Consider the following 14,480-nt stretch of genomic DNA (forward strand, 5'->3'; position numbering starts at 1 on the left):
TCGCGCCCACGCACGTCCTGGTTTTCGTGGTCCACCACATCTCCGGCGACGGCTGGTCGGTGCGTCCGCTGGCCCGCGACGTCATGCTCGCGCGCGCTCGCCAACCGGGTGCCGCGGTACAGCAGGGCCCGGTTGCGCTGGGCCGCTTCCCATTCGGCGGCGTCCGCGGCGAGCCGCTGACGCACCAGATGGCCCTCGCGATCGTCGTCGATCCAGCCGCGCAGCCGCGGCCAGGCGTCGAGCACGATCTCGTGCGCCAGGGTCGCGGTGTCGCGGTCGAGGGTGACCAGCCTGGCCCGGACCAGGGTTTCCAGGGCGGTGGCGGCTGCTTCGGGATCGGTGGCGCGGGCGATCAGCTCGTCGCGGGCGGGGCGGCGGCGGGTGTCGCGGGTGCCCGAGCCGACATGCACCAGGTGCGGCACCAGTTCCCGGGCGGCGGCCTGCTCGGTCTCGTCGAGCTTGGCCCAGGCGTCGTCGGCGGTGGCGGCCACCGAGCCCACGACGCCACCCGCCGCCCGGTAGCCCGCGAGGGTGAGGCGGGTGCCGTCGCGGCGCTGCCAGATCGCCTGCATCACATGGGAAAGCAGTGGGAGCACGCCCGCGGGTTCTTCGAGGGTGTTCCCGCCGAGGCCCGCGAGGTCGGTGCGGATGATCTCCGGCAGTCCGGCTTCCAGTTTGAGCCCGGCCCGCTGGACCGGTTCGGTGATGGCCGCGGTCAGCTCGTCGGCCCGCATCGGCCCGAGGATGAAGCTGCGGCGCGCGCACGCCTCCCCCAGCGCGGGGTGTTCGAGACAGCGGGCGAAGAAGTCGGCGCGCACGCCCAGGATGACGGTGATTCCCGCTTGCGCCCAGTCCCGCAGGCGATTCGGCAGTTCGCGCTCGGCCGGATCGGCGCCGGCCCCGACGAACAACTCCTCGAACTGGTCGACGATCATCAAGCGCCGGGACCCGGTCGCGGCCGGTTCGGCGGGCGGACCGCCGGGCGTGCCGGTGCTGACCGACCAGTCCGCTCCCAGCGCCGGAACCAGGCCCGCCGCCAGCAGCGAGGACTTGCCCGCGCCGGAGGCCCCCACCAGCACGATGATCCCGCCCCCGGCCTCGGCCGTGGCGCGCACCAGCGCGGCGAGCTCCCCGGTCACCCGTTCACGCCCGAAGAAGCGGTCGGCGTCCGCGCCGCGATAGGGCTCCAGGCCCGGATACGGACATTCGGAGTCGAGATCCGGTGTCCACGAATCGCATTCGCGCCACAGCCGCTGCCACTCCCGCAGGCTCGACAGTTCCGCGGGCACCGGCTCGGCGTGCCCGCGCGCCATATCGAGCAGGGTCAGCAGTACCGGCCGCAGCGAATCGAACTGAGCGGGCACGTTCTGGCCGCGCCGCCAGGCGCTGATCCGCTGCACCCGCACCGCGCTCCCGCGCGCGTCGGAACCACGGGCCGCCTTCATCCGCTGATTAGCGGCCCGGGTGACGCGTTCGAGGGTCGGGTTCCCGGCGTGCTCCCACAACAGCGCCAGCCGCCGGGTGAACAGCTCTCGTGGTGGCGGTATCCGGTCGCCGGACGCTGTCATCACTCTCCCCACGCGCGTTCCGCCAGTGCCGCAATCGATTTCGATCGCGGCTCCGGCCTAGGCACTCAGGGTATCGCCCGCGGCGGTCACTCCGGGGAGTAGAAGGTGCCCTTGCCCGCGATGTGCGGAAGGTCGGTGTCGATGGTGACCTCCACCCGGCCGGGGCCGGTCGGCAGCGTCTCCGGCACCCACAGCGCGTTGGACGGCCCGAACGGCGTGCCGTCGCCCAGCGGAACCGGCGGGAAGCTGCCGCTCGCCCCGGTATCCAGATTGCGCCAGCTCAGGGTCGCGGTCGCGCCGCAGCCCGGATTCGGAATGGGCAGGAACGTGAATTCGGCCCGCACCCAGACGGTTTGCTTGCCGTAGTAGGTGTTCTGGGGGTCGTGGAACGCCTGGATCTGGCCGAAGCAGGGGAAGGCCCCCGAGCCGGCGGTGTAGGCGGGGGTGAAGGTGGTGACCGGGTCGGCGGCGGCGGTGCCGGTGACCGCGAACAGCGCGGCCGCGGCGAGCGGCAGGGCGAGCAGGGGGCGGATCCAGCGCATCGCGACTCCTCGAATTGATTACGGGGACAAACGAATGTCGGTGAGAACGCGGCGAACGCTACCGTTCACTGGTCACGGCGCTGCCAGCGGTGTACGAACTCGCCCGGAACCGGTGGCGGGCCGGGCAGGTCGCCGGTGGCGGTGAGGCCGTCGACGAGCAGGGCCAGCACGCGGCGGCGCAGCTGGGCGGTGCGCTCCGGATCCGGGAGCGAGACGGCGGCGCACGCCTCGAGGATCAGGCCCAGATCGGCGACGGTGACCTCCGGGCGCAAGGTGCCGGATTCCCGTGCGCGGCGCAGGAGTTCGTCATTGAGTTCGGCACTGCGCATGACGTCGGGCAGGATCGAGTCGTCGGCGGTGAAGGTGCCGGCCAGGTGCACCGCCAGCGAGTGGACGTCGGCGTCGACGACATTGCGCAGGAACTCCACCAGCGCCGCCCAGCCGTCGGGATTCGCCAGGGCCGCTTCGGCTTCCGCGTTGTAGCGGCGCAACCCGCTGTAGCAGAGGGTGCGCAGCAGGTCCTCCTTGCTCGGATAGCGACGGTACAGCGCGCTGATGCCGACGCCCGCGCGCTCGGCGACGGCCGAGATCGGGGCCTTGGGTTCGGCGAGGAACACGTCGCGGGCGGCGGCCAGGATGAGTTCGTCATTGCGCGCGGCCTGCGCCTTGCGCCCGGGCAGTGCCCGCTGAGCTGTGGTTTCGGCTGTTTTCGACATGAATCGAGAATAGCACTTGAACGGAACGATCCGTTCCGTTATGGTTAGAACAGAACGAAGCATTCCGTTCCACAAAGGAGAGAATGATGAACGCCCAGCCGACCGCCACCGCCACCGCCATCCGCCCGTTCCGCATCGACGTCCCCCAGGCCCAGCTCGACGATCTGGCCGACCGCCTGCGCAAGACCCTGTGGCCGAACGAGCTCCCCGGCGTCGCCGACGCCTACGGCGTCGCCAATGACCGGGTGCTCGGGCTCGCGAAGTACTGGCTGGAGGAATTCGACTGGCGGGCGCTGGAGGCCAAGCTCAACGCCTACCCGCAGTTCACCACCGAGATCGACGGCGAGGACATCCACTTCCTGCACGTGCGGTCCGCACGGGCGGACGCCACCCCGGTCATCCTCACCCACGGCTGGCCCGGCTCGGTCCTGGAGTACCTGGACGTGATCGCCCCGCTCACCGATCCCGAGGATCCCGCGGCGCCGGCCTTCCACGTGGTCATCCCCTCGCTGCCGGGCTTCGGCTTCTCCGGCCCGACCCGGTCGACCGGCTGGAGCCGCTACCGCACCGCCCGCGCCTGGCTGGAGCTGATGAACCGGCTCGGGTACGAGCGTTTCGGCGCGATCGGCAATGACGGCGGCTCGATGGTCTCCCCCGAGATCGGCCGCATCGCCCCCGATCAGGTGCTCGGAGTCCATGTGACGCAGCTGTTCTCGTTCCCGTCCGGCGATCCGGCCGAGATGGCCGGCCTGTCCGAGGAGGACATGGCGGGCCTGGCGCATCTGCAGTGGTTCTACGAGAACAAGATGGCCTTCAACACCCTGCACAGCCAGCAGCCGCAGACCATCGCCTTCGCGCTCGCGGATTCGCCGGTGGGTCTGCTGGGCTGGAACGCGCAGCTGTTCAGCGAGGGCCTGGACGACGAGTTCGTCATCGGCAACACCGCCATCTACTGGCTGACCGGCACCACCGGGTCGTCGCTGCGCTTCTACTACGAGGACGCGCACGCCGAGCAGCCGCAGGGCCCGACCACGGTGCCGACCGGGCTGGCCATGTTCAAGGGCGACTTCCAGTCCATCCGCCGCTTCGCCGAGCGGGACCACCAGAACATCGTGAGCTGGCATGCCTACGACGTGAATTCGTCCACCTCGACCAGCGCGAACGACGCCGCCGGGCACTATGCCGCGCACGAGGCGACCGACGTCCTGGTCGCCGATATCCGCGAGTTCTTCGCCGGTTTGCGCTGATTCGCCCCGCCGGGCCCGCACCCCATCGGGTTGCGGGCCCGGCGTATGTCTGGACCCTCCCGCATGTTCGCGAGACGCGCGGCGATGTTCCCGGGCGGCTTCCGTTGATGTACTGAATTCACCTTCGCAACAACGAAAAACACGAGGTGAGAGCCATGAACGTCGCCATCTTCGGAGCCACCGGCACCATCGGCCGCCAGGTCGTCACGCAGGCCCTCGCGGCCGGGCATCAGGTCACCGCCCTGGTCCGCGATCCCGCCGCACTGACCGTCACACATGAGCGGCTGCGGGTCATTACCGGCGATGTCCTGGACCCGGCCGCCGTGGAACGCGCGGTCATCGGGCAGGACGCGATCATCGTGGCGCTGGGCGCGGGACGCAAGGGCGTGGTCCGCGCCGAGGGCACCCGGCTGATCATCGAGGCCATGCGGCGCACCGGCGTGAAGCGGCTGATCTGCCAGTCCTCCCTCGGCGTCGGCGACAGCCGCGGCAACCTGAACTTCGTCTGGAAATATGTCATGTTCGGCCTGCTGCTGCGCCCGGCGTTCGCCGATCACGTGCGGCAGGAGGAGTACGTGCTGGCCAGCGACCTGGACTGGACCATCGTGCGGCCCAGCGCCTTCACCGACGGCCCGGCCACGGGCGATTACCGCCGGGACTTCCCGGGCACGGAAACCGGTCTGGCGCTGAAGATCTCGCGGGCCGATGTGGCGGGATTCCTGGTCGAGCAGATCACCGACACCGCGTATGTGCGCCGCACGCCGGGCATTTCGCACTGACGAGGTCAGGCGTGCTCGTGCGGGCCACCCCAGGACGGGAAGGGATCCGGGTACCGCAGCCATGCCCGCGGCCCGGCCTCCAACTCCGCGTCGGTGAGCAACGCGGCGGTCAGCAGGTCCCGCACGTGGGGACGGTCCAGTTTCACGCCGATGAAGACGATCTCCTGGCCCGGCGTCAGATCCAGTGCGTCCCAATAGGCGCCGGCCTCGAAGGTCAGATTCGGCCCGGCCTGGGACCAGATGGCGGCCAGCTCCGGGCGGCTGGCCAGCCAGAAGAAGCCCTTGCTGCGCAGCAGCCGCTCCAGCTGGGACAGGGCGGTGTCGAGGCGTTGCGGATGGAACGGGCGGTCGGCGGTGAAGGTGAGGCTGCCGATGCCGTACTCCTCGGTCTCGGGAGTGTGGCCGCCCGCCAATTCCTCGTCCCAGCCGTCGAATTGGGCCGCGAGGTCCGGGTTGTAGCGGCCGGTGCCGAGCACCTCGGCGAGGTCGACCACCCCGTGCGCGGACCGCACGATCCGCGCGGCCGGGTTCAGCCGCCGGACCGTGGCCTCCACCGTGCCCACCGCGTTCGCGCTCACCAGATCGGTCTTGTTGAGCACCAGCACATTCGCGAACTCGACCTGTTCGATGAGCAGGTCGGCGATGGTGCGCTGGTCGCCCTGCCCCGCCTGCAGATTCCGTTCGGCCAGCGCCTGCCCCTTGACCACTTCGGCGAGGAAGGTGGAGCAGTCGACGACGGTCACCATGGTGTCCAGCCGCGCGAGGTCGCCGAGCCGGAAGCCGTCCTCGAACTCCCACTCGAAGGTCGCCGCCACCGGCATGGGTTCGGAGATACCGGTGGATTCGATGACCAGCTGGTCGAAACGGCCCTCCCGAGCCAGCCTGCCCACCGATTCGATGAGGTCCTCGCGCAGCGTGCAGCAGATGCAGCCGTTGGTGAGTTCGACCAGCTTCTCCTCGGTCCGGTCCAGGTGGCCCTGGCCCGCGACCAGGGCCGCGTCGATGTTCACCTCGCTCATGTCATTGACGATGACAGCCACCCGGCGACCCTCCCGATTGGCGAGGATGTGGTTGAGCAGGGTGGTCTTGCCCGCGCCGAGGAAACCGGACAGCACGGTCACGGGCAGTGGCGGGGTCTGTGGATCCGAAGTCATGACACTAATGATAACGGTTTTCATTTGCAGCAGACGTTCGGCGCCCGGGGAATGCGAAACGCCCGGCCGGAACAAGTCCGACCGGGCGTTTCAGCCTTCGATCACTTACCCAGGGAACCCGTCCCCAGACCCGGGAGGCCGAAGGAACCGCCACCTCCGCCGGGCGTGGTCGCGTCCTTGACGTTCAAGGTCGACGCCGCGGAGGTCGAGCCCTTGTAGCCGGTGCCGCCGGTGTAGACCGCGGTGATCACCCGGTTGCCGGTCTGGCCGACGGTGTACTGCAGGGTCGCCTTGCCGTTGACGACGGTCACCGCGTCACCGATCGGCGTGCCGCCGTCCATGAATCGGACGGTGCCGGTGGTGACGGCCGCGCCGGCGTCGGTCTTGACCTCGGCGGTGAAAGCCACCGCGTCGCCCTTGGTGGCCGTGGCCGGAACGGTCAGGGTGGTCACCGTGTTCAGCTCGACCGGAGCCGGATCGCTGACCGTCACGGTGGTGGGGCCACCGGTCGACGGATTGAAGCCGTCCGCGCCCGAGTACACCGCCGAAATCGCGTGCGCGCCCGCGGCATTGAAGGTGTAGGTCAGCTTCGCGCCGCCGGCGGCGAGGGCGATCGGGCCGCCGATATCGGCGCCGCCGTCCTTGAACTGCACGGTGCCGGCGGTCGCGGGGACATTGCCCGGACCGTTCACCGTCGCCCACAGATCCACCGACTGACCGGTCGTCGCGGTGCTCGGGATGTTCATCGTGGTGGTGGTGTCGACGATCGCGGCCGTGACGGTGACGACCGAGGCGGCCGAGGTCGACGGCTGGTTCGTGGAGTCACCGCTGTAGACGGCGGTGATGGAGTGCGCGCCGGCGGTGCCGAACGCCTGCGAGAGGGTCGCGGTGCCGTTGTTCACCGGTACGGCCGCACCGAGATTGGCGTCGCCATCCTTGAACTGGACGGTTCCGGTCGCGGCGGCCGGGGCCACCGTGGCGGTCAGCGTGACCGCCTGGCCGGTGGTCGCGGTCGCGGGAGCGCTGAGCGTGGTCGTGGTGGTGTTGTTGACCGTTCCGCCGACCGTGATCGTGGCCAGCGGGCCCGCACCCGCATTGAGGGTGCTCTTGTTGTCACTGGGAATGCAGCGGGTCGGGGCCCACTGGGTGCCCAGCAGCGAGGCCTTGGCCAGCGAGGTGCTGAAGTTCTGGTCGTTGCCGTAGCTGGCGGCGCTGCCCGCGGTCCGCAGCTTCGGCGTGATCACGCCGGCCGCCACCGCGGTGACGGTGACGTCGACGGCGGGCAGCCGGTACCAGGAGTCGCCCGCGGCGTTGGCGGTGCCGTCGAGGTTCTTCTTCAGCTTCGGCGCGCGGATGCCGCCCTCGGAGTTGGTGCTGCTGGTCGGGCTGTTGCCGACGACCTCGTTATTGCCCGACAGGCGCAGGATCCCACCGGCGTTGTCGACATTGCCGGAGTCGTTGACGCGCAGCACGTTCGGGGCGACATTGTCGATATTGACGGCGGTGCCCGGCACGACCGCCGCGCTCACGAAGACCGAGTTGTCGGGGATCGCGTAGTCGTACTTGATGCGCGAGAGGTTGGTGGTGGTGGCGCCGGAGTCCTTGTCCGGATACGAGGACGCGTTCGGCTGGATGCGGTAGGTGAAGGTCTCCCCCGCCGCGACCGAGGCCGGTGCGGTGACGCTCATGGTGGCGGCGACCGACTTGTCGACCGTGATGATCGATTTCGCCTGGCACGAGCTGGTGAAGCTGGTGTCGCCGGCGCTCGCCTGGCCGGGGGTGAGCAGTATCCCGGCGAGCATGGCCGCGCCGGTGACCGGTGCGACGGCGAGCCGCTTGGTCGATTGGTTCACAGGGACTCCTTACGCCCGGCTACATCGTTGAAACCGGACAAATCAAACGAATCGCCGCCAGTATGCATGGTGTGACTAGAACATGTTTTAGTTTTGGTCTTTTCATCCGGAAGGAAATTTCGGGCGTCGCCCGAGCCGCCGGGGAGGACAGGACGATCGGTCCACACCGCGGTCGGTAGGGTCTGTGACGTGCAGTTCCTACCGCTTGCCCCGAATGGCTCCACCCCGGTCCGCGCCCTCACCATCGCGGGCACCGACTCCGGCGGCGGCGCGGGCATCCAGGCCGACTCCCGCACCATGGCGATGTGCGGCGTGCACGCGTGCGTCGCGGTGGCCGCGGTGACGGTGCAGAACACCATGGGCGTCAGCGGTTTCCACGAGATCCCGCCGCAGATCGTGGCCGACCAGGTGCGAACCGTGGTGGGCGACATCGGCATCGGCGCGGCCAAGACCGGCATGCTGGCCTCGACCGCCATCATCGAGGCCGTAGCCGAGGTGTGCCGCGAGGTCGGCATCGGACATCAGGGCACGATTCCCCTGGTCGTGGATCCCGTGGCCGCATCCATGCACGGCGACGCCCTGCTGCACGCCGAAGCGCTGGACGCGGTGCGCCACACCCTGATCCCCCTGGCCACCGTGGTCACCCCCAACCTGGACGAGGTCCGGCTCATCACCGGCATCGACGTGGTGGACGACGGCTCCGCCCGCAAGGCCGCCGAAGCGCTGATCGGATTGGGTCCGCGGTGGGCCATCGTCAAGGGCGGGCATCTGCGCACCTCCGAGCAGTCCACCGACCTGCTCTTCGACGGCGACACCTTCCACGAACTCCCGGCCCGGCGGCTGGCCACCGGCAATGACCACGGCGGCGGCGACACCCTGGCCGCGGCCATCTGCTGCGCGCTCGCGCACGGCTATTCGGTGCCGGACGCGGTCGCCTTCGCCAAGGAATGGACCTTCCGTTGCCTGGAAGCCTCCTACGACCTGGGCGCGGGACACGGACCGGTCTCCCCGCTGTGGCGGCTGCGTCTCGGCCCGAGCTAGCGGCGGTCACGGCTCCCAGGAACCTCCCAGGCGGGGCGCAGACTGATGTGAGTCTGGTGATCGAGATTGGTCACCATGAACGACACCGTGACCGCCGTCCGGGCGGCGGAACCCACTGCAGCAGTGACCGCGCCCGTCGTGGACGTGGTCGTTCCCGTCTACAACGAAGAGGTCGACCTCGCCCCCTGCGTTCGCCGGCTGCACGCCTTCCTGACCCTGAGCTTCCCGTTCACGGCGCGAATCACCATCGCCGACAACGCCTCCACCGACTCCACCCTCACCGTGGCTCGGCAGCTGGCCGCCCAGCTGGACGGCGTGCACGTGGTGCACCTGGACCGCAAGGGCCGCGGGCGCGCGCTGCGGGAGGTGTGGCAGGCCTCCGACGCACAGGTCGTCGCCTACATGGACGTGGACCTCTCCACCGATCTGAACGCGCTGCTGCCGCTGGTCGCGCCGCTGGTGTCCGGGCACTCCGACGTGGCCATCGGCACCCGGCTGGCCTCCCAGTCCCGGGTCGTCCGCGGCCCCAAACGCGAGATCATCTCCCGCTGCTACAACCTCATCCTGCGCACCTCCCTGCAGGCCAAGTTCTCCGACGCGCAATGCGGGTTCAAGGCCATGCGCTCCCAGGTGGCCAAGCTGGTGCTGCCGCTGGTGGAGGACGGCGAATGGTTCTTCGACACCGAGCTGCTGGTGCTGGCCGAGAAGATCGGGCTGCGCATCCACGAGGTGCCGGTGGACTGGATCGACGACCCGGACTCCCGGGTGGACATCGTCGACACCGCCCGCAAGGACCTGCTCGGCATCTGGCGGGTCGGGCGCGCCCTCACCACCGGGCGGCTGCCGATCAACGAACTGCGGGCCGCCATCGGGCGCGAGCCGCTGGTCGAGGGCGTGCCACTGGGCATGGTCGGACAGCTGGTGCGGTTCGGCATCGTGGGCGTCACTTCGACGCTGGCCTACCTGCTGCTCTACGTGCTGCTGCAAGGGATCACGGGGGCGCAGGCCGCCAACTTCCTGGCCCTGCTGATCACCGCGGTCGGCAATACCGCCGCCAACCGGGCCTTCACGTTCGGGGTGCGCGGGTCCAATCAGGCTGTGTCGCACCACTTCCAGGGGCTGGTCATCTTCGGCGTCGGACTGGCTCTGACCTCCGGCTCACTCTTCGCCCTGCACCATTGGGCTCCCGACGCGGCGGTCCATCTCGAACTGGCGGTGCTGGTCGTGGCCAATCTGGTCGCCACCCTGCTGCGGTTCGTCGGACTGCGCTGGGTGTTCCGGAACGCCGGCAAGCACACCGCGCCCGAGGTGACGCGTTGAGCTCGTTCTCCGATGCGCGGCAAGCACTTCCGGGCGACGGCTTCCGGCTCGCGGCGGTCGACTTCCCGCCCCGGCACCGGCCGGAACACGGCCAACTGCCGTTCTGGACCGTCCCCAGCGATTCCCCGACCGATCGACCCAGCCGAGGAGGCGACCGATGACCGCGACACTGACCGAGAAGCGGGTCGCCCCACCCCCGGCCGAGCCGCCCGCGGCCCGCGCCGATCGCCGGGAGTACCTGGCGCTGGCGGCCCTGCTGGTCGGCACGGCCATCGCCTACCTGTGGAACCTGTCCGCCAACGGCTGGGCCAACTCGTTCTACGCGGCCGCGGTGCAGGCGGGTTCGGTGTCGTGGAAGGCGTTCTTCTTCGGCTCCTCCGACGCCGCCAACTCGATCACCGTGGACAAGACGCCGCTGTCGCTGTGGCCCATGGAGATCTCGGTGCGGATCTTCGGGCTGCATAGCTGGAGCATGCTGCTGCCGCAGGCGCTGCTCGGGGTGGCGTCGGTGGCGCTGCTGTGGGCGATCGTGCGGCGGAACTTCGGCGCGACCGCCGGACTGCTGGCGGGGCTGGTGCTCGCGCTGACTCCCATCGCGGCCGTCATGTTCCGATTCAACAACCCCGACGCGATGCTGGTGTTCCTCATGCTGGCCGCGGCCTGGGCCATGACCCGGGCGGTGGCCGACGGGCGGTGGCGCTGGCTCGTGCTCACCGGCGCGTTCATCGGATTGGGCTTCCTGGCCAAGCAATTGCAGGTGCTGCTGGTCGTGCCCGCGCTGGCGCTGACCTATCTGATCGCGGGGCCGCCCGCGCTGGGCAAGCGGATCGCACAGCTGTTCGCGGCGGGCGCGGCCATGGTCGCCGGCGCCGGCTGGTGGGTGCTGCTCGCCGAGCTGTGGCCCGCCGCCGACCGGCCGTACTTCGGTGGCTCGCAGCACAATTCGATCATCGAACTGACCCTCGGCTACAACGGCCTGGGCCGGTTGAACGGTGAGGAGCGCGGCAGCGTCGGCGGTTTCGGCGGCGACATGCCGACCGGCGGGGGCGGCATGTGGGGCACGCCCGGCATCGGGCGACTGTTCGAACCGCAGCAGGCGGGTCAGATCGCCTGGCTCATCCCGGCGGCGCTGGTCCTGCTCGTGACCGGAATCGTGCTGCGCGGCACGCTGACCCGGACCGATCCGCAGCGTGCCACGCTCATCCTGTTCGGCGGCTGGCTGGTCGGCACCGGGCTGGTGTTCAGCTTCATGAAGGGCATCTTCCACCCGTACTACACGGTGGCGCTGGCGCCCGGCGTGGCCGCGCTGATCGGCGCGGGTGCGGTGCTCGCCTGGCGGCACCGCGACCTGGTGTGGGCGCGGCTCGCCCTGGTCGCGGCCATGGGCCTGACCACCGCCACCGCGTGGATCATCCTGTCCCGCAGCACTTCCTTCCTGCCGTGGCTGCGCTGGGTGGTGCCGGCCGGCGGCATCGCGGTCACCGTGCTGCTGCTCCTCCGCCTGCCCCGTAAGGCCGGTCTGTCCGTCGCGGCGGCCGCGGTGATCGTCGGGATGGCGGCTCCCACCGCGTACGCCGTGGACGGGATCGCCGCCGCGCACCAGGGGCCGATGCCCTCGGCCGGTCCGGCGGTGCGCGGCGGCTGGGGTCCGGGTGGACCGCGCGGCGGCGACCGTCCCAACGGGTTCCCCGGCAACGTGTTCGGCGAAGGGAACGGATTCGCGCCCGGCAACGGCGGCAATGGCGGCCCGCGCAGCGGCGCTCCTGGCGGTAGCCAGCACGGCTCGGGCACGAATCACGGCGAGTCCACGAACAGCGGCCCGGGCGGAATCCCCGGCGGCCCTGAGGGATTCGGCGGCGCGGCGGGCAACATGATGATGGCGAGCCGCCCCAGCGCCAAGGTCACCGCCCTCCTGAAGGCCGACGGCTCCGACTACACCTGGGTGGCGGCCACCGTCAGCTCGAACTCGGCGGCCGGCTTCCAGCTGGCGACGGAGCTCCCGGTCATGCCCGTCGGCGGCTTCAACGGCAGCGATCCGTCCCCCACACTGGCCCAGTTCCAGGAGTACGTCCAGGTCGGCCGCATCCACTACTTCATCGCGGGCAGCCAGATGGGCGGCGAACGCGGCGGCAACGGCACCAGCTCGCAGATCACCGCCTGGGTGAAGGACCATTTCACCGCCGAGGAAGTCGACGGCATCACCCTCTACGACCTGACCGCCCCGAAGATCAACTGACCGGAGCGGGCTTGCCCCCGCCCCGAGGGCTGAGCGCTCGCACCCATTCGGGCACGAGCGCTCAGCCCTCCTCGCTAGAATCCCTGTGACGGCCATCACAATTCAGGGATCTCGCCATGAGCACGCCGCACCCCCTCAACGATGAGCACCGAGAAGCCTTCTGGCGCAGAGCCGGCTGGCACCCCACCCTCCCCGACGCCGACCGCGAACGCATCGAACACCGCTGGGACGACGAATCCATAGAAATAGCCGAGATCTTCGGCTTCTGATCAGTCCCGGCCGATCCGGAAGATCCCGTCGCGGGCGAGCCACACCAGCGCCGGGGTGCCCATCTCGTCGAACCAAGCAGGTGGCTCCGCGGCGGTGAATGCCGCGGCCATCGCCTCGAACCAGGCCGCGAACGACGGGAAGTCAGGCACGGCGTCGGCCGCTTCCTCCCACACACCATCCGCGAGATACCGTGCCCGCGGCTCATCTTGATGGTGGTAATAGACCGGATACTCGCCGTCAGCGCCCGGCTGCGCGACATCGAAACACCACACCGCCTCGTACCCGGCTTCGGCAAATCCGACCAGATGATTGGTCGACAGATACCGCCCCGGCTCCCGACAGACCCCCTCGGGCAGATGCACCCGCTCGGCATTCAACTCGACGAGCTCCTCCTCGTCTACGAGCACGAACTCACGCTCGCCCTCCTCCCTCGAGCACCGCAGCCGATTGTGCTCCGCCAGCAGCGCCCGATAACTCGGCGGAACCGACCACGTGCCGGCACCGAAATGCGGCTCCAGCGAGGCTTCTCGCCCCCGCACCACCTCACTGGAGGCCGGGCCCGCCCCATCGAGCTCGACCAGTCCAGCCGCAGCGGCCCGCCGCAGCTCCAGCAGGGCGTCGCGAGGTGTAGCCATGCTCTGACTCCTGATGTCCATATGTGCTCTCGGCCGCGATCAGCTTAGAAGTCATCCCGCACCGAGAAGTCTTCTGCCGCACAGCCGGTCGGCACCGAGCCGTCCCGCCCACCGCACCCCGCACCCGCGGCCGGGTAGCCGCGATCGGGCGGCTACAGGGCGAGCATGGCGGCGGCGGTTCGGTCGGCCACGGTGCGGGACAAGGCGGTACCCACGCCGTCGAGGACGAGCAGTCGCGCCCCGGGGATTTCGGCGGCCAGGGCCTCGGCGTTGCCGAGCGGGAAGAACGGGTTGGCGCGGCCGTGCACCACGAGCGTGGGTACGGCGAGGCGGGCGAGCCGGGCCCGCCAGCGCGGGGTGCAGTCGATGCGGGCGAAGGTCATTCCGAGCTGGTTCGCCTGGTGTACCGCGGGATCGGCCGACGGCGTGCGATCCCAGATTCGGGCGGCGGTCACCCGCGCGTCCTCGGGATCGTCGCCCAGCAGTTCGGCCCCCGCGGCGGCGAAGTTCGCGACGGCGGCCCGGTCGGTCCAGTCCGGCTGCGGGTGGGCGAACAGCTCGCCCATCACGGCGGGGTCATGGTCCGGCAGGTCGTCGTCGACCGGGCCGGGTGCGACCGGCCGGGTGTTGGCCAGGGTCAGTGCGGTGAATACGTCCGGATGGTCCAGGGCGGCGACCTGAGCGACCATCCCGCCGACGCCCACCCCACCGAGATGGGCGGTCCCGGCGCCGAGCGCCGGAACCAACGCGGCCGCATCAGCGACAAGATCCCGCAGGTCGTAGCCCAGATTTTCGGGGTCGATGGTCGTCGACGCGCCGGAGTCGCGCAGGTCGTAGCGGACCACGTGCCGCCCGCCGGACGCCAGCCGCTCGCACAGCTCGTCGGGCCAGGACAGCATTGTCGGGCCGCCGGCCAGCAGGACGAGCGGATCGTCCGCCCGTCCGAAGCTCTCGATCCCCAGCTCCACACCATTCGCCCGCACCGAGGTCGTGCCCATTCGATTCGGTCCCGTCATGCCCGGACTCCCGTCTGTCGATTCACCCGGAGGTATCGACGACGGCTCCGCTCGAAAGTCATCGGTCATTCACCAAAACTCCAGCTGAGGACGGATCTACTCT

At 70.0% G+C, this 14,480-nt stretch carries 13 protein-coding genes; 6 read left to right on the forward strand and 7 right to left on the reverse strand.

Features of this window, described 5'->3' with window-relative positions; translation table 11 throughout:
* The 3 genes from ACWELJ_RS11640 to ACWELJ_RS11650 all read right to left on the reverse strand — a co-directional run.
* Nucleotides 1–1,568 (reverse strand): nSTAND1 domain-containing NTPase (locus ACWELJ_RS11640; protein ID WP_452366111.1); only part of this gene is annotated, 1,568 nt, incomplete at its 3' end.
* Nucleotides 1,569–1,654: 86 nt separating this feature from the next.
* Nucleotides 1,655–2,110, reverse strand: coding sequence for a hypothetical protein (locus ACWELJ_RS11645; RefSeq protein WP_452366112.1), 456 nt, complete (start codon nucleotides 2,108–2,110; stop codon nucleotides 1,655–1,657).
* A gap of 65 nt (nucleotides 2,111–2,175) precedes the next feature.
* Complete coding sequence (locus ACWELJ_RS11650; protein WP_452366113.1) at nucleotides 2,176–2,826, reverse strand: TetR/AcrR family transcriptional regulator; 651 nt, start codon at nucleotides 2,824–2,826, stop codon at nucleotides 2,176–2,178.
* Between the two features lie 86 nt (nucleotides 2,827–2,912).
* Here ACWELJ_RS11650 and ACWELJ_RS11655 point away from each other — a divergent pair, with 86 nt between their 5' ends.
* Together ACWELJ_RS11655 and ACWELJ_RS11660 are read left to right on the forward strand one after the other, a co-directional pair.
* A complete protein-coding gene (locus tag ACWELJ_RS11655; protein WP_452366114.1) occupies nucleotides 2,913–4,073 on the forward strand; it encodes an epoxide hydrolase family protein in 1,161 nt (386 codons plus the stop codon).
* Between the two features lie 155 nt (nucleotides 4,074–4,228).
* Nucleotides 4,229–4,852 (forward strand): NAD(P)-dependent oxidoreductase, encoded by a 624-nt coding sequence (locus tag ACWELJ_RS11660; protein WP_452366115.1) that lies wholly within the window; start codon nucleotides 4,229–4,231, stop codon nucleotides 4,850–4,852.
* Nucleotides 4,853–4,857: 5 nt separating this feature from the next.
* Here the strand turns inward: ACWELJ_RS11660 and ACWELJ_RS11665 are convergent, their stop codons facing one another.
* Together ACWELJ_RS11665 and ACWELJ_RS11670 are read right to left on the reverse strand one after the other, a co-directional pair.
* Complete coding sequence (locus ACWELJ_RS11665) at nucleotides 4,858–6,006, reverse strand: GTP-binding protein (protein ID WP_452366116.1); 1,149 nt, start codon at nucleotides 6,004–6,006, stop codon at nucleotides 4,858–4,860.
* 101 nt (nucleotides 6,007–6,107) lie between these two features.
* Complete coding sequence (locus ACWELJ_RS11670) at nucleotides 6,108–7,859, reverse strand: Ig-like domain repeat protein (RefSeq protein ID WP_452366117.1); 1,752 nt, start codon at nucleotides 7,857–7,859, stop codon at nucleotides 6,108–6,110.
* A 189-nt stretch (nucleotides 7,860–8,048) separates the two neighbouring features.
* Between ACWELJ_RS11670 and thiD the strand changes: the two genes are divergently transcribed.
* The 4 genes from thiD (at nucleotide 8,049) to ACWELJ_RS11690 (ending at nucleotide 12,725) form a co-directional block, all read left to right on the forward strand.
* Entirely contained in the window at nucleotides 8,049–8,900 is an 852-nt protein-coding gene (gene thiD, locus ACWELJ_RS11675) for a bifunctional hydroxymethylpyrimidine kinase/phosphomethylpyrimidine kinase (protein ID WP_452366118.1), read from the forward strand.
* A 75-nt stretch (nucleotides 8,901–8,975) separates the two neighbouring features.
* The gene (locus ACWELJ_RS11680; RefSeq protein ID WP_452366119.1) at nucleotides 8,976–10,220 is read left to right on the forward strand and encodes a glycosyltransferase; all 1,245 of its coding nucleotides are present in this window, start codon (nucleotides 8,976–8,978) and stop codon (nucleotides 10,218–10,220) included.
* 157 nt (nucleotides 10,221–10,377) lie between these two features.
* Entirely contained in the window at nucleotides 10,378–12,456 is a 2,079-nt protein-coding gene (locus ACWELJ_RS11685) for a glycosyltransferase family 39 protein (RefSeq protein ID WP_452366120.1), read from the forward strand.
* A gap of 116 nt (nucleotides 12,457–12,572) precedes the next feature.
* Nucleotides 12,573–12,725: a hypothetical protein gene (locus ACWELJ_RS11690; RefSeq protein WP_452366121.1), complete on the forward strand. Its 153-nt coding sequence runs from the start codon at nucleotides 12,573–12,575 to the stop codon at nucleotides 12,723–12,725.
* Here ACWELJ_RS11690 and ACWELJ_RS11695 read toward each other — a convergent pair whose 3' ends face one another.
* Together ACWELJ_RS11695 and ACWELJ_RS11700 are read right to left on the reverse strand one after the other, a co-directional pair.
* On the reverse strand, nucleotides 12,726–13,361 hold the full coding sequence (locus tag ACWELJ_RS11695; protein WP_452366122.1) for a hypothetical protein: 636 nt from the start codon (nucleotides 13,359–13,361) through the stop codon (nucleotides 12,726–12,728). It abuts the gene before it with no gap.
* A 152-nt stretch (nucleotides 13,362–13,513) separates the two neighbouring features.
* Nucleotides 13,514–14,377 (reverse strand): alpha/beta fold hydrolase, encoded by an 864-nt coding sequence (locus ACWELJ_RS11700; RefSeq protein WP_452366123.1) that lies wholly within the window; start codon nucleotides 14,375–14,377, stop codon nucleotides 13,514–13,516.
* Nucleotides 14,378–14,480 lie beyond the last annotated feature (103 nt).

The sequence above is a fragment of the Nocardia sp. NPDC004582 genome, from assembly GCF_053602115.1.